This is a genomic window from Kordiimonas lacus (assembly GCF_001550055.1).
Lineage (GTDB): Bacteria > Pseudomonadota > Alphaproteobacteria > Sphingomonadales > Kordiimonadaceae > Kordiimonas > Kordiimonas lacus.
This window is the reverse complement of the sequence record NZ_LRUA01000002.1, coordinates 96,115-116,000: the sequence shown is the minus strand read 5'-3', so window position 1 is coordinate 116,000 and position 19,886 is coordinate 96,115. Positions and strand designations below refer to the sequence as shown.

General features: G+C 57.4%; 22 protein-coding genes. 11 read left to right on the top strand and 11 right to left on the bottom strand.

Annotated features, from left to right (window positions below; all coding sequences use genetic code 11):
• Positions 1-84: 84 nt before the first annotated feature.
• The 5 genes from KORLAC_RS01700 to KORLAC_RS01680 form a co-directional block, all read right to left on the bottom strand.
• A complete protein-coding gene (locus tag KORLAC_RS01700) occupies positions 85-618 on the bottom strand; it encodes a response regulator (protein WP_068301928.1) in 534 nt (177 codons plus the stop codon).
• 112 nt (positions 619-730) lie between these two features.
• The gene (locus KORLAC_RS01695) at positions 731-1,237 is read right to left on the bottom strand and encodes a response regulator (RefSeq protein WP_068301922.1); all 507 of its coding nucleotides are present in this window, start codon (positions 1,235-1,237) and stop codon (positions 731-733) included.
• A gap of 253 nt (positions 1,238-1,490) precedes the next feature.
• Positions 1,491-2,213 carry a TerC family protein gene (locus KORLAC_RS01690; protein WP_068301919.1) on the bottom strand — a complete coding sequence of 241 codons (723 nt, stop codon included), beginning with the start codon at positions 2,211-2,213 and terminating at the stop codon, positions 1,491-1,493.
• 40 nt (positions 2,214-2,253) lie between these two features.
• Positions 2,254-3,282, bottom strand: a complete 1,029-nt coding sequence (locus KORLAC_RS01685) for a bifunctional riboflavin kinase/FAD synthetase (RefSeq protein WP_068301915.1) — start codon at positions 3,280-3,282, stop codon at positions 2,254-2,256.
• Positions 3,283-3,336: 54 nt separating this feature from the next.
• The gene (locus KORLAC_RS01680; RefSeq protein ID WP_068301913.1) at positions 3,337-3,759 is read right to left on the bottom strand and encodes a MaoC family dehydratase; all 423 of its coding nucleotides are present in this window, start codon (positions 3,757-3,759) and stop codon (positions 3,337-3,339) included.
• Positions 3,760-4,021: 262 nt separating this feature from the next.
• On the opposite strand from KORLAC_RS01680, the gene KORLAC_RS01675 reads away from it, so the two are divergent.
• Both KORLAC_RS01675 and KORLAC_RS01670 read left to right on the top strand, forming a co-directional pair.
• A complete protein-coding gene (locus tag KORLAC_RS01675) occupies positions 4,022-4,408 on the top strand; it encodes a response regulator (RefSeq protein ID WP_068143631.1) in 387 nt (128 codons plus the stop codon).
• The gene (locus tag KORLAC_RS01670) at positions 4,408-5,364 is read left to right on the top strand and encodes a protein phosphatase CheZ (RefSeq protein ID WP_068301910.1); all 957 of its coding nucleotides are present in this window, start codon (positions 4,408-4,410) and stop codon (positions 5,362-5,364) included. Before KORLAC_RS01675 ends, KORLAC_RS01670 begins: the two co-directional genes overlap by 1 nt.
• Before the next feature lie 70 nt (positions 5,365-5,434).
• Here KORLAC_RS01670 and KORLAC_RS01665 read toward each other — a convergent pair whose 3' ends face one another.
• Together KORLAC_RS01665 and KORLAC_RS01660 are read right to left on the bottom strand one after the other, a co-directional pair.
• On the bottom strand, positions 5,435-6,322 hold the full coding sequence (locus tag KORLAC_RS01665; RefSeq protein ID WP_068301905.1) for a TIGR01459 family HAD-type hydrolase: 888 nt from the start codon (positions 6,320-6,322) through the stop codon (positions 5,435-5,437).
• A gap of 67 nt (positions 6,323-6,389) precedes the next feature.
• On the bottom strand, positions 6,390-7,898 hold the full coding sequence (locus KORLAC_RS01660; protein WP_160328573.1) for an EAL domain-containing protein: 1,509 nt from the start codon (positions 7,896-7,898) through the stop codon (positions 6,390-6,392).
• A gap of 173 nt (positions 7,899-8,071) precedes the next feature.
• Here KORLAC_RS01660 and KORLAC_RS01655 point away from each other — a divergent pair, with 173 nt between their 5' ends.
• The 3 genes from KORLAC_RS01655 to KORLAC_RS01645 all read left to right on the top strand — a co-directional run bounded on the left by KORLAC_RS01655 (position 8,072) and on the right by KORLAC_RS01645 (position 9,720).
• On the top strand, positions 8,072-8,797 hold the full coding sequence (locus tag KORLAC_RS01655) for a DUF748 domain-containing protein (protein ID WP_068301900.1): 726 nt from the start codon (positions 8,072-8,074) through the stop codon (positions 8,795-8,797).
• Between the two features lie 73 nt (positions 8,798-8,870).
• Entirely contained in the window at positions 8,871-9,170 is a 300-nt protein-coding gene (locus KORLAC_RS01650; protein ID WP_068301897.1) for an SCP2 sterol-binding domain-containing protein, read from the top strand.
• Positions 9,171-9,192: 22 nt separating this feature from the next.
• On the top strand, positions 9,193-9,720 hold the full coding sequence (locus tag KORLAC_RS01645; protein WP_068301891.1) for a hypothetical protein: 528 nt from the start codon (positions 9,193-9,195) through the stop codon (positions 9,718-9,720).
• Positions 9,721-9,752: 32 nt separating this feature from the next.
• Here the strand turns inward: KORLAC_RS01645 and KORLAC_RS18755 are convergent, their stop codons facing one another.
• Positions 9,753-10,238 carry a hypothetical protein gene (locus tag KORLAC_RS18755; protein WP_139167487.1) on the bottom strand — a complete coding sequence of 162 codons (486 nt, stop codon included), beginning with the start codon at positions 10,236-10,238 and terminating at the stop codon, positions 9,753-9,755.
• 244 nt (positions 10,239-10,482) lie between these two features.
• On the opposite strand from KORLAC_RS18755, the gene KORLAC_RS18950 reads away from it, so the two are divergent.
• The 4 genes from KORLAC_RS18950 to KORLAC_RS01620 all read left to right on the top strand — a co-directional run bounded on the left by KORLAC_RS18950 (position 10,483) and on the right by KORLAC_RS01620 (position 13,495).
• Positions 10,483-11,262: a hypothetical protein gene (locus KORLAC_RS18950; protein WP_068301885.1), complete on the top strand. Its 780-nt coding sequence runs from the start codon at positions 10,483-10,485 to the stop codon at positions 11,260-11,262.
• A gap of 170 nt (positions 11,263-11,432) precedes the next feature.
• Positions 11,433-11,783: a hypothetical protein gene (locus tag KORLAC_RS01630; protein ID WP_139167485.1), complete on the top strand. Its 351-nt coding sequence runs from the start codon at positions 11,433-11,435 to the stop codon at positions 11,781-11,783.
• A gap of 271 nt (positions 11,784-12,054) precedes the next feature.
• Positions 12,055-13,191 carry an acyl-CoA dehydrogenase family protein gene (locus KORLAC_RS01625; RefSeq protein ID WP_349680331.1) on the top strand — a complete coding sequence of 379 codons (1,137 nt, stop codon included), beginning with the start codon at positions 12,055-12,057 and terminating at the stop codon, positions 13,189-13,191.
• A gap of 124 nt (positions 13,192-13,315) precedes the next feature.
• Positions 13,316-13,495: a hypothetical protein gene (locus KORLAC_RS01620; RefSeq protein WP_068301875.1), complete on the top strand. Its 180-nt coding sequence runs from the start codon at positions 13,316-13,318 to the stop codon at positions 13,493-13,495.
• Between the two features lie 81 nt (positions 13,496-13,576).
• Here KORLAC_RS01620 and KORLAC_RS01615 read toward each other — a convergent pair whose 3' ends face one another.
• Complete coding sequence (locus tag KORLAC_RS01615; RefSeq protein WP_139167483.1) at positions 13,577-14,164, bottom strand: hypothetical protein; 588 nt, start codon at positions 14,162-14,164, stop codon at positions 13,577-13,579.
• A 67-nt stretch (positions 14,165-14,231) separates the two neighbouring features.
• On the opposite strand from KORLAC_RS01615, the gene KORLAC_RS01610 reads away from it, so the two are divergent.
• A complete protein-coding gene (locus KORLAC_RS01610; protein ID WP_068301868.1) occupies positions 14,232-14,621 on the top strand; it encodes an MAPEG family protein in 390 nt (129 codons plus the stop codon).
• A gap of 50 nt (positions 14,622-14,671) precedes the next feature.
• Here the strand turns inward: KORLAC_RS01610 and KORLAC_RS01605 are convergent, their stop codons facing one another.
• Both KORLAC_RS01605 and KORLAC_RS01600 read right to left on the bottom strand, forming a co-directional pair.
• Positions 14,672-15,316, bottom strand: a complete 645-nt coding sequence (locus KORLAC_RS01605; RefSeq protein ID WP_068301867.1) for a LysE family translocator — start codon at positions 15,314-15,316, stop codon at positions 14,672-14,674.
• Between the two features lie 96 nt (positions 15,317-15,412).
• A complete protein-coding gene (locus tag KORLAC_RS01600; protein WP_068301862.1) occupies positions 15,413-17,773 on the bottom strand; it encodes a transketolase in 2,361 nt (786 codons plus the stop codon).
• A gap of 186 nt (positions 17,774-17,959) precedes the next feature.
• Here KORLAC_RS01600 and pabB point away from each other — a divergent pair, with 186 nt between their 5' ends.
• Complete coding sequence (pabB, locus tag KORLAC_RS01595) at positions 17,960-19,789, top strand: aminodeoxychorismate synthase component I (RefSeq protein WP_160328572.1); 1,830 nt, start codon at positions 17,960-17,962, stop codon at positions 19,787-19,789.
• Positions 19,790-19,886: the final 97 nt, after the last annotated feature.

Sequence of the window (19,886 nt, the reverse complement as noted above, 5' to 3'; positions counted from 1 at the left end):
ACAGGCCAGCCATATTTACTGTGGATTTGCATGGCGGCACTTTTATCAATCTTGACCCCGGGTGTCGAGCGGAAAGGCAGGCTATCAGAGCCCTTTGAAGACCTTTTTCTGGTTCGCAACCGCGAAAACGCCTTGTTGCTTCTTGCGGCGCTCCGGCCCGGAATAGTCGCCACCACCTACGCGGCGGTCGGGACCATAGTAGCCGGTCACGCGAATGAAGGGCTTCGGCCTGAGGAGAATGTCGTCCAGATTCTTAATTAGGCTGGCCGTGGTAAAGGGCATCACCACCATCTTGGTCACACCCGCGTTCCGAGCCTGGTTCACGCTTTCCCGGTCTGGGTCTTTCATCGCGTAGATGATGGGGGCAACCGAGATTGGCGCATTCATCATGCGAATAAAGCGGCAAAAATCGATGCCGCCAATATCGGGGAAGGTGTCTTCAACCAGCAAGAGGTTGAACTGTTCCACGTTCATCTTTTCCATTGCGTCGCGATTGTTTTCAGCAATCTGGAAAACAGCGGCGCCCTGTTCTTTGAAAACGGCACGTGCACCCACGGCGGCCTGACCGTTGGCCATGGCGATCAACACTCGAAGATCGGATTTCTCGCCCAGCTTCACGCGCGGCCCTCCCCAAACAATAAACATAGTTAGTGCAATTCGTCATATAAGACGCACGCGCCTAACTCAAGCATCGCTTCAAATTTTCACGAAGGGTGGGGGTAGGCACCAGTCAGCTATTCTCGCCCCTGAGAATGCTCAACTGGGTCGCTCGGTCTATAATGGTGGGCTCTGTCCTGCGCCGGTCAACACCACCCGGCACAGGCGCCATCCGTGTACGTCGGTCGGGACCATTGTAGCTTGTATGCTGGACAATAGACCGTGTGTCGGTCGCAGCGGCTTCAATGGATTTCATCAGGGTAGTGAAGGAAAATGGCATCACCGCGATCTTGGTAGCGCCCGCATCCCGTGCAGCCATTACCTTTTTCTGGTCGGGCTCATGAATGCCAAAGATAATTGGGGCAACCGCCATCGGACTGCTGGTCAATCTGATGAAGCGGCAGAAATCGATACCGCCCAGGTCAGGAAAGTGCTCATCAATGACCAGCATATTGTATGTATGATCCAGCATCATCTCGACGGCATCGCGGTTATTCACCGGCGTCACCACGCCAATCCGCTGCCTGAGCATCATATCCTTGAGGCTCGATGACGCCTGATCATTGCCAAGCGCCAACATTACATGAAGGTTTGCCAGAATTTCACCCGGTCCACTAATCGGATCATCTCCATAATGATTGCAAGCCTAGCCTAGGACGCGTTCATTAAAGGTGCGTTAATCATGTCGCTTCTTCGGGAGCGCTCAGGAATAGTCGGGCTACGGCCGGCTACAGCGAAAACCGGTTTGAAGCCATTGCAGCGCCAACCCATAGAGAACAAGCCCGGCTCCTGTCTGGCGCCAGGCTTGCAATTCATTCATATCGTTGGATAGGTCAGCCCTGTTGCCTTGCAGCCTTTCGGCGGCGCCTCAACAAGTTAAGGGTTTCCACGCCAAGGGAGAAGGCCATGGCAAAATAGATGTACCCCTTCGGCACATGGAACCCGAGGCCTTCCGCCACAAGGAACACACCAATCAGCATGATGAAGCTGAGCGCGAGAATCTTGAGCGTCGGGAACCGCTCAATGATGCTTGCGATATAGCCGCTTGAGAACATCATCACCAGCATTGCCACGGTCATGGCAGCAACAATGACCGGAATGACTTTGGTCATACCCACCGCAGTCATTACGGAGTCGAAACTAAATATAATGTCGATAAAAACAACCTGCAGGATAACGGCTGCCATGCCGCCCGTGACCGCCTTGATCTCTTCCTTATAGTCACCGGTCACTTCATCATGGATGCTGTTGGTCCCCTTATAAAGCAGGAAGCCACCGCCAAGGAGCATCAGCATATCCTTGCCGGAAAAGGCCTGCCCGAACACCGTCAACCAAGGGGTTTGCAGGCTGATGATCCAGGCAACGCCCAACAGCAGCAGAATGCGCATCACAAGGGCCAGGGTCAGGCCAATCATACGGGCGCGCTTGCGCTGCCCTTCGGGTAGGTGCCCGACCAAAAGCGCAATGAAAACGACGTTATCGATGCCAAGGATGATCTCAAGCGTTGTCAGGGTCAGAAAGCTGACCCAGACATGGTAATCCATAAGAAGTTCCATTGTGCCCCCCCGCAAGACTTGAATGTGTATCCGAGCGGCTTTAGCGCGCGCGGATATGTGGTTCAGGAAAGAGCTTGAGATAACGATCAAGCGTCGGCGGTTCAAGCCGGTCGCGCGCGTTTTCCGGCTCCGCCAGAACAATTCTCGCCACCCGACTGTCCCGGTGAATCTGGTCCTTGAGCGCATCAATGCCGTCAAACTTCTGTTCGGCCCGCAGGAACGCTACAAGCTCCACCCGCAGATGCTTGTCGTAAAGATCTTCATCGAAATCAAACAGGTGCACCTCAAGGAGGACATCACGCTTGTCGAAGGTTGGCCTGTTGCCAACGTTGGCAACGCCCTGGATCACCCGGCCGTCACCTTCTATATGAACGCGAACTGCATAAACACCCAGCTTGGGCTGCAGGCTCTCACCCAGTTCCACGTTGGCCGTTGGAAACCCGATGGTACGACCACGCTGATCGCCTTTGGTCACCCGGCCATTGATCGACCACCAGTGCCCCAGAAGGGCCGCGGCCTTGCGCGCTTCACCCGCCTGCAGGGCCTGCCTCACGAGCGTGGAGCTGTAGACTTCACCAGCATAGCCCTCTAGCCCCACGGTTACAGGCTTGATAACGCTCAGGCCAAAGCCTTCCATTTCGCCCATCCAGGCCAGCACGTCAGTGCCGCCGCCCCGGCCTTTGCCAAAACGGTAGTCATAGCCCACAAACACATGTTTGGTGTCCAGCCCCTTCAGAAGAATCTCGGTCACGAAATCCTGAGCCCGCATGCCAGCAAGAGACTTATCGAACGACAGCACCAGTAGCTGGTCAATGCCGAACTGTTCCAGAAGCTGGGCCCGTTCGCGAAACGGTGTCAGGCGAAACGGCGGCACCTTGGGTGCGAAGAAGCTAACGGGATGCGGCTCGGTCACCACGACTGTCAGGCCCTGCTTCATCTGGCGTGCCAGCCTGCCAGCCTCGCCAATCACCACCTGGTGGCCACGATGAAACCCGTCAAAGTTACCGAGCGCAACCACATTGCCGCGGTGCTCAGCGCTGACTTCATTGATGTGCCGCAGTAGGCGCATGGATTGACCCATTCCTGTTGCTACCTAGCCCCTGCATCTACAGGAGCTCGAAATTTATGCGTTTGGTCGGCTCGGGACATACACCAATGCGTCGCCCGCCACCACTATTTTGTCCCCTACCATACATTTGGTTTCATAGGACACCCGGTTCTTTTCCATGGCCGTTACTTCGGCCGACGCCACCACGGTGTCACCAATCCTGACCGGTGCAAGGAATTTTGTGCTTTGGTGCATGAACACGGCACCAATGCCTGGCAACCTGGTCCCCAAAACGGCGGAGATAAAACTTGCGGTCAGGGCCCCATGGGCGATCCGCTCACCGAAGCGCGTGGTTGCTGCATATTCGGCATCCAGGTGCAGCGGGTTCACATCGCCCGAAATTTCCGCAAATGCTTCAATCATTTCCGCTGTTATCGTTCGGGTGATCGAGTCACTTTGGCCGATACTCATATCTTCAAAAAAAAGCTGTTGAACCATTTTTTCCTGTCCTCTGGGTATGCAACGGTGGCAGAATATGGTCCTAAATGGCGGATTTCATTAGTTTTTGTCCACTCTTTCTTGCTGATTGCCGGAGCCCGGCGCAATAATATGGTTTCAAAAGAATGAGTTAGTGTTTGAAACTTGTGCACCGATGGGTTAACCAATTCTTCATGCTATCAGGGCTAGTGTCCTGAATAGGGAATTTAGCGGTGTCAGGTTGGCACTGAAGGTGCGTAATCAATAATATTGAGGAATTATCATGGCCGTTGATATGGGTATGCCGATCCTTATCGTCGACGACTACAAGACAATGCTGCGGATTGTCCGCAACCTTCTGAAGCAACTTGGCTTCAACAATGTTGACGAAGCCACGGATGGGGCAATGGCGCTTGAGAAAGCACGGGCTAAACAGTATGGCCTGATCATCTCTGACTGGAACATGGAACCGATGACCGGTTACGAATTCCTGAAAGAGGTTCGCGCCGACAATGTAATCAAGAACACACCGTTCATTATGGTGACGGCAGAATCCAAGACAGATAACGTGATTGCCGCCAAGAAGGCAGGCGTTAACAACTATATTGTTAAGCCATTCAACGCGGCGACACTGAAGACCAAACTAGTCGCGGTTCTCGGAGACTTTTAATGACAACCCCAGAGCTTCCGAAGCAGATTCAACTGCTAGTCGACAGCTTACGGAAGCAAGATACGACGCAATTGTCCCTGACCGATGTAGCTTCGGTCACTGAAGTGCTGATCGGCACCATGTCCGTGTTCTTCAAGTCCATCGACACGTCTATCTACCGGGAATGCCGGTCCCTGAGCGACTATATCTCCAATGCCCGCAAGGAAATTGCTTCCCTGCAGCCGGGTGACTTGGAAAGTGCGCGCATTCCACGGGCTGGGCTTGAGCTAGATGCAATCGTCCAACAAACCGAAGAAGCCACCAACACCATCATGGAGGCGGCTGAGGAAATCATGGGCCTGGACCCGGACGACAAAGACAATTATGTCGCCACCAGCCAGGATGCTGTGATGCGCATCTTCGAAGCCTGCTCCTTCCAGGACATCACAGGCCAGCGCATCTCGAAAGTTGTGGAGACTTTAGCCCACATCGAGACACGTGTAATGGAGCTGCGCGACCTTCTGGGTGTTACCGATCAGGATATCGAAGAAGCCAAAGAAGCTGCAGGCCCGATACCGGAAGACAAATCGCTGCTTTCCGGCCCTGCCCTTCAAGGCGAAGGTATTGACCAATCTGAGGTCGACGCCCTGTTGGGTGGCGGTGCTGCCGCTGAGCCAAAAGCGGAAGCGGCTCCTGCGCCTGCTCCACAGCCAAAACCTGAACCAAAACCCGAGCCCAAGGTCGAGCCGCCAAAAGCCGTTTCGCCCAAGGAACTCGACAACATGTTCGAGGAAGACTTCGATCCAGTAGCTGACGTGGAGGCCAAAGAGGCCAAGAAGAAGGCGGAAGAGGCGAAGAAGGCTGAGGAAGAAAAGAAAAAGGCCGAAAAGAAAGCTGAACCAGCCAAAGAGGAAGAAATCGACCTTCCTGAAGGCGAAGAGGTCAGCCAGGACGATATCGACGCCTTGTTCGGCTAGATTAGATTACCAGATAAAATGGAAACCGGGCCCAGGTGCATTCTGCGGCCCGGTTTTTCTTTGGGTTACGTTACCATTTCAAGGCTTGCATCACCGCGTGCGGCACCGCTTTTTCCTCGCCGAATATCTTGCGGAAACTATGCACCGGTACGCGAGCCTTGTTCGCTGCCTGGTCCAGAAGGGGCGCTTCGTCGCGGTGAATGCCGCCGGTAATGAACAGGCCGCGATAACCGGCCGCACTCGCGCCCGCCATATCCGTCTGCAGGCTGTCTCCCACCATCAGGACACGGGAGCCCGGCGTGCTACAATCCATCCCGACTTCCTTGAGGCAGGACTGAAGCGCCTGGGGCGTCGGCTTGCCGAACCAGTGCACGTCACCGCCCATGGATGCATACAGGTCAGCCACTGCACCCGCACATGGATAAAGCCGTTCGCCCACATGGACAATTCTGTCCGGATTGGCGCACAGGAATGGCACGCCACGCTCGGCCGCAGCCCTGAGCCACGGACCGTGGGCCTCCACATCCTGAAAATCGAGGTCTGTCGCCAGAATGATGTCAGCCTCATCCGGGTGGTCCACATCCGTGACCGGCAGGCCTTCCACCGTGTTACGGTCTCCTTCCGGGCCCACGTGATAAAGCCGGGCGTCCATAAAGCGCTCGCGCACTTCGTCTCGGGCCAGACCACCGGATGTGACGACAAAATCGGTCAGGGATGTAGGCAGTCCCATCTCCATCAAATGATCGCGCACATGGGTTCGAGGACGCGGTGCGTTTGACAGGAACACTGTCCGCACTCCCGCATCACGCGCTCGTTGAATGGCCTCAACGGCGTCCGCATGCAGGCGTAACCCGTCGTGCATCACGCCCCACAAGTCGCATATCACGAGGTCGGTTTCGTCTATCACTTCCCTAAGTCCAACGGCCATATGTACGCTGGTGCCGGATGAATTCGGCATGAAACAGTCTCCAGAGTTTGGAGTTTGAGCCCGGGGCGGACGCCCGCAGCGGCTTACTCGCTACAGATTAAAATTCGCTGCTCAGGTTTGCAGCCGACGTTGGCTCGCCAAAGAGATACCCCTGTGCATATTCTACCTTGGATTCAAGCGCCATCAGGACATCATCTTCGCTCTCGACCCGGCTGGCGACAAGCTGCATACCGTTGCGACGGAGGAAAGACTTGATCGCTTCCACGTCGCCCTCTTCCGGGTGCGCAATCATCAGATCCTTCAGGTCGGACTTGATAAACTGGAACTTGTTTTCGCCCAGATAGGTAAAGTCCTTGTTGAAATCCTTCACAAGATCCATGGAGAATCCGAACCCCTTGCGCCCAAGCGCCAGTAGGCGCTCCTTCACTTCGCCCGGCAGCAGATAATAGTCTTCCTGGCTGATCTCGAACACCAATCGGTCACGGAATTCAGAGTTGGCAGACATAAAGTCGATAAACTGCGGGAAAAATTCCTCGTCTTCCATGGAATGGCGCGACATGTTGATGAAGAAGCGTACCTTCGGACGACGCTTGCCAAGCCGGCGTACCAGTTGGATCAGGCGGAACAACAGCAGGTTATCGATGGTGCCGATCAGGCCTTTGTTTTCCGCTACCCGCATATATTGGCGGGGCAGGATAATACGGCCTTCTTCATCCCGTACGCGGGAGAAACATTCATAGTGCACAGACCGCCTGGATGGCAGCGTGACGATCGGTTGCAGATAGAGGTCCACCCGGTTTTCCGCCAGCGAACTGCGGATCACAGACAGAAGCTGGTCTTCGCGCTTGATCAGGCGGATTTGTGCCTTCTTGCCACGCACAGGTGCCTTCGGGCTCGCGCCAGCAGCGCGGGACACAGCCGAGCCAGGCTCCGCACCCTCATCCTCATCACCATCCTCGTCCTGTGGCAAGGGCTCCGTGCCGTCGCCTTCATCCACCACCGCCATGGCAGCCTCTTCCGGCGTCAACTCGATTTCATCAAGCTCCATGTCACCGTCATCGTTGGCCTCGCCATCTACATCGCTTCCTGGCTCTGCTTTGGCTGCCTTCGTTGACTTGGCCTCTGGCTGTTCAGCAGGCTTTTCCGGCACATGATCGGCGCTGAGTGCCATGGCATCTTCGTCTGTAGGTTCGATGATTCCAGCCTTGCCGCCACGTTTCGCGGGCTTGGCCACCTTGATACCCTTGGCTTCCAGCTCACCTTCGCGCTTCGTCAACTGGGTCAGCAGGGTGTGCAGCACCTTCAGCTCACCAACAACCTCGATGCTCTTTTCGTCGCCCTGTTCCGTCTTGCGGCGCGTGCGCTCCAGGTCGCCACGCAAGATGGTCGTGACATCTTCAAGCACTGCGACGCGCGCTGCGGTTTCTTTCTCAATCCGCTTCACGGTGAACAGGTTCTGGATTTGCCAGGCGCCGAAGAAAACAACCACCCCCAGCAGCTGTGCCAGCTGCTCGGGCATGTCAAACAGGCGCGGCGGAATGATCATCACCGCCAGACCAAGGATCATATAAGATACCAGAAGGAGCACCTGCGTCAGCACTGCCATGAAATCACCACCCTTTTTGGTAAACTTGCCAAGCCTTACGGCCATGCTGGCATAACTGACGGGATTCGTTAAGACTTTTGTTCAAATGATCTTGCTGTCTTATGCCTTAACAAGGCCGTAAAACAGTGCCATCATACTGGCAAGTCGGATCAAAACGGGACGGAGGCACGACAATGAAAAAGCTGTTTCTTGGGTTGGTAGTCATCATACTCATCGGTGTGGGTGTGGCATACGTCCAACTCGACAATATTGTCAAAGTAGGCGTGGAGACCGGTGGACCGGAAACTTTGAAGGTGCCGGTGACTGTTGAAAGCGTGTCCTTGTCGCCCTTCTCTGGCAAGGTTGCCATCAAGGGGCTTGAGATTGGCCAACCGCAAGGATATGGCGAGGGCAAGATTGCAAGCGTTGGCAGTTTTGACATGAAACTGCGGCCCAGCACACTGATGTCGGATCATATTATTATCGACAGCATTGTGATTGATGCTCCGATGCTGGATGCCCGACGTATCGACGGCAAAACAAACTTTGAAAGGCTGCAACAGAATGTTGGTCCTTCGGAAGAAACCGCCCCGTCCAACATCACCCTGACAATCAAAAGCATGCAAATCCGCGGTGCGCAGGTGGCTGTAAAGAATGAAGGCTCCATCAAAGTGGACCAGACCATCCAGCTGGCTGATTTCAACATCACCGATCTTGGAACAGACGAAAAAGGCCTGGCCCCGGCTGAAATCGCACGGCACATCATGGCGGTGCTGCAGCCACAAATCACCCAAGCGCTGATCAAGGCTGGCGCATCTGACAAACTGAAGGATATTGCCTCTGGCGCTGAAGGCAAATTGGAAGAAGGCCTGTCGAGCCTCGTAGGCAAGCTGAAGAAGAAAAAAGACGACCAGAATTAAATTGAACAAAATAACTGATTGATTTCTGGACTGATAAGTCCAATATTCACAATCAGTTGTAAGGGAGGACATTATGTCACTGGAAAAAATCACCGAAGAAATCCGCGGCCGCGTTGGCTCGCATTCCCCACTGGCTGCTATCATCAAGTTTGATTTTGGCGACGACGGCGTTGTGCGCATCGACGGCAAGGCTTCGCCTAGCGTGGTCGACAACGAAGACTCCGAAGCTGACTGCACTGTTAAAGTCACGATGGATAACTTCGTTCAGATCGCAGAAGGAGACCTTAATCCACAGATGGCTTTCATGACTGGTAAATTGCGTGTAGAAGGCGACATGAGCCTTGCCATGCAGCTTGGCTCGATCCTGGGTTAAGCAACTGGTCAAATAGGTTATCATGCTGGAAAAATTTCGCTCCCTCGCTATCGGTCTCTGCCTTTTCGTCATTGTCATCGGACTGGCAGTCTATTTCATGGTCCAGATCGGCGGGGGCGATAGTCTTTTCGGTGATGAGAGCGGCACGCTCGAAACGGTGGAATTTGAAACACTGCCTTTCGACGGGGATGAGACCGGGTACCTTTTGTGCCCGGGCACTCTCTGCAAAGCTGCGACAACCAACGGCCCTGCTGCCCGCTTTGAAGTTGATGCCGGCACACTTAGACTGGCTTTGGCCGACTATGTGGACAATATGCCCACCATTCGGACCTACAGCTTCGACCCGGTCAACAACCAGTTTGATTTTCTGGAGCGTCTCCCGGGTGAAAGCATCCCTGCAGTCCTGACAGTTCGTATTCTGGATATCGATGGCTATTCAAGCAGCCTTGTTATCTATAGCCGCAAGCCGATTGGCGACAGCAAACCGGGCGAGCATGAAAAGCGGGTAACCCGCTGGCTCACGATCCTCACATCGCGCCTTGCGTCCTAATCCAATATGAAACAAATCTTGCGCTGGAAAGCCTAGATCAGGCTGCCGGAACCATACTGCACACGGCCAGGCTGGGCTTCTTCGACGTCATCATCGTATATCTGGGACTGAGCTGAGGCTTCTTCTGCGTCGGCAGCAACGTCCGCCTCGCCGCGCAGGATGCTGTTGGCTGCGATCGTGTCCTTGATCTTGGACTGGGTCTCCAGATAGCGGTTCTTGGCGCGCTCGAAATTGGAAACTGGCGGTAGCGGTGCGCTGGCTTCCTGCGTCCGGGTCTGGGCCAGCAGGAACGACACGCCGTTCCCCAGAAGGCCACGACCAGGCTGGGCTGCATTTGCGCCTTGGCCCGGGAACAAGCGTAGTGACGAACTACCCGATTCGCCCTGACCTTGGTTCAGACTTCGGCTGAAGTCGGCAGATTGGGCTGAAGACGAGCCGCTGGGGCGCGCGGAAGGACGTTCCGCACGAGAAACGGGGCTCGCGCCTTGCGAGCCTGCAGCAAAAGCAGCATCTGCCATTTTTGCACCCAACTAGTTTCACCCATTGGCAGTTTACCGCCTTCCCTGTGTTCTGGCAATGACACAAGCGTATGTCTTCCGCCGAAAGGCGTGATTCCGTGCTAGTATTTGGGGGATCGCTTGTGCTATCGCTCAGGCCATAGGGGGCAGTCTCCGGCTTGAATAGGGAATTCAGGCGCACCATCTGGGAGGAGGTGCGGAGAGACAGCTGCGAACGAACTCAAGAATAAAGCGAATAGTTGACATGGATAATAATACGCTTGCCATTTACATTCACGAACTCCGGAACCAGTGCCTGCACGCGCAGGCCTCGTTCGACCTTTTCAACCAGGCAGTAGTCAACAAGGCAGCCAACGGCGTCCTTTATGGCGGCCAGATGGTTTTGATGCCATCGAGCCAGATCTCGTCGCTGCTGTGGCCGACCCGCGCCCGTGCACGCGGTCGTGGTGAGGCCCTCAGGAAAGTGCTGCAACTGCCGGAGAAGCATCCACTGAATGATCGCCGTCTGGCAGAGCTGTGGGAGCGCGCCGACGAGAAGGTCGAAGAATGGATCACCAACACCAAAGGTCGCCAGGTTGTCTTCGACTTTGTCGGTGACCCTGCCCAGCTTGGCGAAGGCAACACACCGGAAGAGTGCATCTATCGGGCCTATAACCCGAACACACACACCTTCTACTACCGCGGTGTGGGCTATAACCTGCAGGCTGTTGCAAAAGCGCTGTCGGACGTTGGTGGCCGCGTGAACGCGGTGTACCGCCAGTTGTTCCCTGAGCACGCCAAAGCGGAAGACGAAGCTCGCAGGCAGGCAATGGAAGCCCAGCAGGCAGCGGCGGCGGCGCAGCAAACCGGCAGCCCAGCACCGGAATCGGCGGCGGCTAACGATGTAGCGCCCGAGCCGATCGACCTGTCTGGCGGTGAAGCCCAGGCGGAAGAAAAGCCTGCCAAGAAGGCTGCACCGAAGAAAAAGCCTGCCGCCAAGAAAGCGGCACCCAAGAAAAAAGCCGCGGCCAAGAAGGCCGACTAAGGCACCCCAGGCAAAGTGAAGGGCTGGCCCGGTGCCGGCCCTTTCCTTGAGCACGACCAAGCCAACCGCCGCAATTTGGCCAAGCTGATCAGGCATAAGCCTTTATGGCAATTGCCCTCGGCGCCAAACTTTGTATGATGCGGTCTCTGACTGGTAAGGATAACGAACTGATGATGAAAACCCTGTCTCTAGTACTCGCCGGCTATGTGCTTGTAAGCACTTCTGTTTTTGCTGCAGATTGCGGTGAGCCACCGATGGACGAACCGCCTGTGCCCAATGGGGCCGTTGCCGATGCTGACCAGATTCGCGACAGCCGCGACGCCATCCTGGAATACTCCAAAAAGGTAGACGAATATCTGACCTGCATGGACCAGCGGGCCGCCAAAATCATGCCGTATCTGACCAAAGACCAGCAGGCACGCTGGGACGAAGACCTGGCCGCCGTACATGAGCGCCGCCGCCAACTTCAGATCCGCATGAACGAAGCGATCCGGTCCTACCGCCGGGCACAAGCGGGTTAAAAAGGGCACAGACCGGGTAAAAGGGCACTTTGGGGGCACACCCATAGGGCCCAAAACCCAGAGACGCAGGAAGGGACCGGACGGTCCCTTTTTTTGTACGCCGATTATGCCGCGCCATTTCCTCCCGATACCGACGGGCAATACCCGTCAGTGGGTACTTTCCCACAAACAACTGCATTTAATAGACTGCTGCGTCCATTTTATTTGACTCCCTCCTGCCACCGCCCCATCTTCATGTTCCAGAGGGAACAAAAGGGAAGGAAGCCATATGCTGGCCCGCCGCGCAGTTTACGATGAAGAGCACCATATTTTCCGGGACGCCGTCCGCAAATTCTTTGAAGCCGAGGCCGTGCCCTATACCGAGGACTGGTCGAAGGCCGGGCAGGTCCCGCGCGAGTTCTGGAACAAGGCCGGTGAAGCCGGCATCCTGTGCCCGCAGATGCCCGAGGAATACGGCGGCGTGGGCGGCGATTACCGCTTCAACTGCGTGATCAACGAGGAACAGGTCTATAACCGGGCCGGTGGTGCCGCGCTGGCGGTGCATTCAGACATCGTGGCCCCCTACCTGTTCCACTATGGGTCCGACGACCTGAAAGAGCGCATCCTGCCGAAGATGGCCACGGGCGAAATGGTTGGCGCCATTGCCATGACCGAACCGGGCACGGGATCAGACCTGCAGGGCATCAAGACCACGGCAAAGCTGGACGGCAACCATTATGTGGTCAACGGCCAGAAGACCTTCATTTCAAACGGCCAGAATTGCGACTTCGTTATCGTCGCCTGCAAGACCGACCCCAAGGAAGGCGCCAAGGGCGTAAGCCTTGTGGTTGTGGAAGCGGACCGCGAGGGCTTCCGCCGCGGCCGCAACCTTGAGAAAATCGGCCAGCATTCGTCCGACACGTCTGAGCTGTTCTTTGACGAGGTGCGCGTGCCCGCCACCAACCTGATCGGGGCTGAGGGTGCCGGCTTCATGTATCTGATGCAGCAGCTGCCGCAGGAACGCCTGTCGATTGGCGTGATTGCCATGGCGGGGGCCCAGCGGGCATTCGATATCACGCTGGACTATGTCAACGAGCGCCACGCGTTCGGGCGGCCGATTGCCAAATTCCAGAACACCCGTTTCAAACTGGCGGAAATGAAAACCGAAATCGATGTGGGCTGGGCCTTCATTGACCAGTGCCTGGCACGCCATGTGAAAGGCGAGCTGGACGCTGTGGGCGGCGCCATGTCCAAACTGTGGACCACCGAGATGCAGGGCCGCGTGGTGGACACCTGCGTGCAACTTCATGGCGGTTATGGTTTCATGGCCGAATATGAGATCGCCCACCATTATACCGACAGCCGCGTTCAGCGCATCTATGGCGGCACATCTGAGATCATGAAGGAACTGATCGGGCGATCCCTCTAGGACGATTCTTCAAAAAGGCGAAAATAGCCATCGGGGTGATTGCAGGGGCTTTTGCTTCATGCTAGACCGGCGCTTGTGAGATGTTTCCAGAAAGCACCAAACAAGCAGAATTAAGGACACCCCTATGGCTCGTCGCACCGTTACCCTGAAAGCAGCACTTCCACATGGTACCTTCTATTGGGTTACTGATGTTGAGGCCGCGTCCGAAGAGGAAGCAGTGGTAGCCGCAGAGAACCTGTTCCTGGCCGAGATGGAAAATATCGACGAGTGGGAATTCACGGACTTTGAAGTCAGCGACGCCTGACCCTGCCCCACCTGACCGCACAAACCGGCGGTCGATCCAGAACAATTTGAGTGCCTGCCTCGCAGGCCACCCCAGGCCGGATCAGTCTGCGGAGACCTCGCACGCGCCTGCTGTTTCGCCAACCCAGCGGTCCAGGGCTTCAAGCGATTTGTCGAGCCGATCCTGTTCGTCTTTGCGGCGGGTGAAAAACCAGAAGCGTTCTTCATATTTTTTCGGGCGCGCCACGTCGTGCAGGCGCACGCGGGTGCTGCAAGGGCCTTCGGGGATCAGCTCAACCCGGAACCAGCGCACGTCCTTGTCTGATTCCTGCACGGTGGCATAGAGACGCTGCTGCACCACTTCAGTCGTACGCTCAATAGCATGCCAATGCTTGAAACCTTGCTTCCACCGCACCAGGCGGGTCGATTCTGCTTGGTCTGGCTTGCCCACATAAGGCGCATAATCAATCTGCCAGGCCTGCCAGTCGGTGCGGCGCTCGGGTGGATAAATCCACGGCCAGATGGCTTCAGCGGCATATGGCATCACCATTTCCTGCTCCATCTCGAACCCGGCGTCGATCACAATGACGGCCCTGTAGACAACACTGACGAAGAAAGCTGCAATCAATGCCACCACCGATTTATGCAGCAAATTCCAGTCCCTGAATCGATCTTTTACCTGCCGTGCCACTTTTAATCCCTACTTGACCTTGGTGCCCACAAGCACCACCTTCCCCTATATCAATCGGGGAGGGCTTATGACCATTACATTGATTTCCGCAAGCTTTTTGGGCCTGCTTCTTTTCTACTTATCATATAACGTTGCAAAAAACAGAGGGCGCGCCAAGGTTTCTATCGGCGATGGCGGTGACGAGCAGTTGGCAAACGCCATCCGGGCGCACGCCAACCTGACAGAATATGCACCTTTTGGCATGATCTTGATCGGGTTGCTGGAATACCGGGGCGTGAACCCGATTTTCCTGATCGTGCTGGCTGCCTTCTTTGTGCTTGGGCGCTTTATGCACGGCCTGACGTTCGGCAAATTCGAAGGCCGCAACCCGTTCCGCTTCTGGGGCACGGTGTTCAGCTGGCTGGTGATTTTGATTGCCAGCATCGCCGGCCTTTTGAACGGCTACGGCGTTATCTGACCAAAATTCGAGGGAAGCGGCGTGGATGTATGCCGCTTCCCTTATCCGTCCTAATCGTCGGCCAGCGCAAGCCGCGCGCCAAGGCCGATAAGCGCAAGACCCGCCACCTTGTTCGGCAAATCCAGTTTCCGCCCAATACCCTTCATGCCCTTGGCCACCCGGTCGGCGGCGAAGATCACCATCACATCCGCGCTTGAAAAACAGATATTCACAAATGCCCCCAGCGCCATGAATTGGGCCCATACAGGCCACGCTCCGTGCGCATCCACAAACTGCGGCAGGAACGCGATGAAGAAGATGGCCACCTTGGGATTCAGAATTTCCACGGTCATGCTTTCAAAGAAGGCCCTTTGGGCAGACTTGGTCTGGCCGATCATCTCCTGGTCATGGGCGGTGTCCGCAGGCGCCAGCTTCTGCCGGACCATCTTGACCCCGAGCCACACCAGATAGGCCGCGCCCGCGAGCTTCACCGCCGTGTAAGCCAGCGGTACATGGGTGAAGATGGCCGACAGGCCAAGGGCCGCCGCGATCACATGGATATAACAGCCCAGGTGAATCCCCAGCGCCGCCATAAAGCCAGCCTTGCGCCCCCGCGCCACCGTTTGCGCGGCGGTATAAAGGATCGCCGGTCCCGGCATGAAGGCAAAGATGGCAGTGGCGATGAAAAAAGGAAACAGGCTGTCGAACCCGGGCATGGCAAATCTCCGTCAGTTTGCCACAACCAACCACAAAACCGGCCCTGAAGGGAGGACCGGTTTCTGGATTTTTGATAGGGCCAATTTTGGAAGCCGTTACCGCGCGGTGAAGACAGATGCGCAGGCATCCAGAATGGCGTCCGTGCCGATGCGGTAGCGGTCGTACAGATCATCAATATCGCCCGACTGGCCGAATTCATCGACCCCCAACGGCATGGTGCGGTGCCCCTTCACGCCGCCGATCCAGCTGAGGGTGGTGGGCGCACCGTCGATGACGGTGACAATCCCGGCATTGGGGGACAGGCCAGAAAGCAGGCGGCCAATATGGCTTTCCCGCCGCACACCGTCCCGGCCCAGCGAACGCACGCTTTCCGACCAGTCCTTGTGCAGAAGGTCGGGCGACGGCACAGCCATAAGCCCCGCACCCGGCACGTCCTCCAGAATTTCCTGGAGGGCGGCATTCGCCTCAGGCGCCACGGCGCCGGTATAGATGATGGCCAGCTCAGCGCCCTCTTCCGGGGTGTGTTCCCAATAGGCGCCCTTCAGCAGGTCGGCCTGCCAGGCATCGCCGTCCCGCTCGGGCTGCGCGAGTGCGCGGGTCGACAGGCGCAGATAGATCGAGCTGCCGTCCGGCTGCTGCATATAGTCAAAGCCCCAGGCCATGATGGCCGCCAGCTCGTCCGTATAGGCGGGCTCGAAATAGACAAGCTTGTCCTGCGCCATACCGATGACCGGCGTATGGATCGACTGGTGCGCACCGCCTTCGGGCGCGAGCGTCAATCCGCTTGGTGTCGCCACCAGCATGAAGCGGGCGTCCTGGTAACAGGCGTAATTGAGCGCATCCAAACCGCGGTTGATGAAGGGGTCATACAGCGTACCCACGGGAATCAGGCGTTCGCCGAACAGGCTGCCGGAAAGGCCCATGGCCGCGAGCGCAAGGAACAGATTGTTCTCAGCGATCCCCAGCTCCATATGCTGGCCCTTGCCGTGGCCTTGCCAGATTTGTGGGCTGACTACCTTTTCAGCCTTGAAGACATCTTCCATCAGGTCACGGCTGTAGATACCGCGCTGGTTCACCCAACCGCCCAGATTGGTGGACACCGTCACGTCCGGGCTGGTGGTGATGATGCGGTCCGCCAGCGGACTGGTGCCCTTCCCGAGCGCATTCATGATCTTGCCGAAAGCCACCTGGGTCGACTGTTTGCCCGTAACGGGCTCGAGCGCATCCTCAAGCTTCAGGGTCGGTGCGTCATGACGGCGGGTGGCTGGCTGGTTGAAAGGAACCTTCTTCAGGAAGTTCTCAAGATGCGCGGCCTTGTCTTCCATGCCGGCAAACGGTTCCCATTCGCGCCCCTCGGGCACGCCCATTTGCGCCTGCAGTTCAGCCATCTGGGATGGGTTCATCAGGCCCGAATGGTTGTCCTTGTGGCCCTGGAACGGCAGGCCGTACCCTTTGACCGTATAGCAGATGAAACAGTGCGGCTGATCGCTGTCGATGGAGCGGAAGGTCTCAAGCAAGAGCTCAATATCGTGGCCGCCCAGGTTGGTCATCAGCGTCTGCAGCGCGTCGTCCGAATAGCCGTCCAAGAGCTTCTTCACCCCGCGTTTCGACCCGATATCCGCCATCAGGCGATCGCGCCAGGCAGCCCCGCCCTTGTAGGTCAGCGCACTATAGAGCGTGTTGGGGCAGGCATCGATCCAGTCGCGGAGCGCAATCCCGCCCGGCCTCTTAAACGCCGCCTGCTGCTTCTTGCCGTATTTGATGTTGATCACCTTCCAGCCCGTGGTCTCGAAGATGTCGGTGAACCGGGTGAACATGCGGTCGGACGTGATCGAATCAAGGCTCTGGCGGTTATAGTCGATCACCCACCAGCAGTTCCTCAGGTTATGTTTGTAGCCTTCGATCAGCGCTTCATAGATATTGCCTTCGTCCAGCTCCGCGTCGCCCATCAGGGCGATCATGCGGCCGGCCTTGTCGGCACTCACAAGGCCGCGGTCGATCAGATGGTCCTGCACCATGGAGGCGAAGGCCGTCATGGCAACGCCAAGCCCGACGGACCCGGTGGAGAAATCCACATCGTCGATATCCTTGGTGCGGCTTGGGTAGCTTTGGGCACCGCCGAGCGCGCGGAAACGCTCAAGCTGGTCGCGCGTCTGCTTGCCGAACAGATACTGGATGGCATGGAACACCGGGCTGGCGTGCGGTTTGACCGCCACCCGATCCTCGGGCTGCAGCACACCAAAATAAAGCGCGCACATGATGGCCGCGAGCGACGCACTTGAGGCCTGGTGACCGCCTACCTTCAGGCCGTCGCGGCTTTCGCGGATATTGTTGGCGTGATGGATGGTCCAGGACGACAGCCACTGCACCCGGTCATAGAGATCCGTGATGGTCTCAAGCTCAGCAGGGTCAACGATCGGGCGCACGTCGGTGGCTTCGGGTTTGGTTAGGGGCATCAGGGTTTCCCTTTTATTATAAAGCACGCCATATTGACGCGCCGGTGGGTCTGTCTCATAAGGACCCGGATTTTGGGAACTGGTTCTAATCCGCCAGCCCGACAGTTTCAATAGTAACTAAATAACGGAAGGCAGGCCAGCGCGCCCTTTGCCCCTATGCCAGTAAGTGATTTCAGAAATGCACCGATGGTGCTCCTTGACGATAGCCGCCCGGCGCACCGGGCGGGACGGTCATTGCTGTTCTGTGATCCTGAGCGCGTGATTGTGGCCGAGACCCTGGATGAGGTGGGCGCAGCGCTGGCCGCCATGGACGCGGCGCTCGCGGACGGCCTGCATCTGGCGGGCTGGATATCTTACGAATGCGCGGCGCATTTCGAGCCGCGGCTGAAGCCGCAGATGACTGGGCGCGCGGATGAGCCGCTGATCTGGATGATGGCCACCCGGACGCGCACAGAGCTGACGCCGGGTGAGGCACGTGAGGCTTTCTTCAATGCCCGGCGCGGCAACCAGCATATGGCCACACTTGAGATCGGCGAGTCGCCGGTCTCGGAGGCCGACTATCTGGCGGCACTTGCCAAGGTTCACGCCTATATCGAAGCCGGGGACGTTTATCAGATCAACCATACCTTCCCGTTGCCCTGCCGACTTGAGGGCGATGCGCTGGCGCTGTATGAACGCCTGCGCGCCAGCCAGCCGGTGCCTTTTGGTGCCTATATCGACACCGGCGCGGAACATGGTGGCCATAAGGTGCTGTCGCTGTCGCCCGAACTGTTCGTCAGGCGCCAGGGCGACAGGCTCACCGGCAAGCCCATGAAGGGCACCGCGCCCCGGGGCCTGACACCTGCGGATGATCAGACGGTGGCGACTGAGTTGAAGGCTGACGAGAAATCCCGCGCCGAGAACCTGATGATCGTCGACCTGATCAGGAATGACCTCAGTCGCATCAGCCGCCCCGGCAGCGTGAAGGTGACGGGCCTGTTTGAGACCGAGCGCTACCCCACGCTGTGGCAGATGACCTCCACCATCGAGGCAGAAGCAGACGCGGCGCTGACGCCGTCCGCGCTCCTGGCGGCGCTGTTCCCGTGCGGGTCGGTCACCGGCGCACCCAAGGTGCGGGCGATGGAAGTTATCGCTGAACTCGAAGCGGCACCCCGGGGTGTTTATTGTGGCACCATCGGCCACTTCAGCCCGGGCAGTGACGGCCAGATGGACTGGTCGCTCAATGTGCCGATTCGCACGCTGGCTTTCGGGCCGGACGGCCATGGCCGGTTAAGCGTGGGCAGCGGCGTGGTGGCGGACAGCGACCCGGCGGGCGAGTATCAGGAATGCCTGCTGAAGGCGCGCTTTACCAAGACAGAAGCCAAAAACGCCAAAGACTTTTCGCTGATCGAGACCATGAGGCTGGACACGGACGGCAGCTTTGACCTCTTGGACGCCCACCTGGCACGGCTGGAGGCCAGCGCCGGTTATTTCGATTTTGCCTTCGACCGGGAGCTGGTCATGGCCATGCTGGACGCGCACCGCGAGGCCTTTCTGCCCATGGACACGCCGCGCCGGGTGCGGCTGCTGCTCGGTCAAACGGGCGCCGTGACCGTCACCAGTACAGCCCTTGTGCCCCAGGCCGGGACCGGGCGTGTGTGCCTGGCCAAGGACCGGGTGCAATCTGGTGATCTGTTCCTGTTTCACAAGACCACCAACCGCCCGCTCTATGACGGTGCATTCGCCCGCGCCTTCAAGGCCGGCTTTGAGGACATCCTGTTCTTCAACGAGCGCGATGAGCTGACCGAAGGTGCCATCAGCACTGTCTTCATCGTCAGGGACGGCCAGTGGCTGACCCCCGCGCAGACGTGCGGGCTGCTGGCCGGGACGTTTCGGCAGGCTCTCCTTTCAGGCCATAGCCCAAAGATTTCGGAAGCAGTGATTCGCCGCGCGGACCTGATGGCGGCCGACGAACTCTATATCGGCAACAGTGTGCGGGGCTTGCGGCGGGTCACTCTTGTGCCCGAAGTGCTCTAAGCCACTGCGAGTCACCACGAATTTCCGGCTATTTGGCATGGGCTGCTACCGAATCACCCTCGTCCGGAGATTGTTTTGCGCGCGCTGGGGCAGAAAA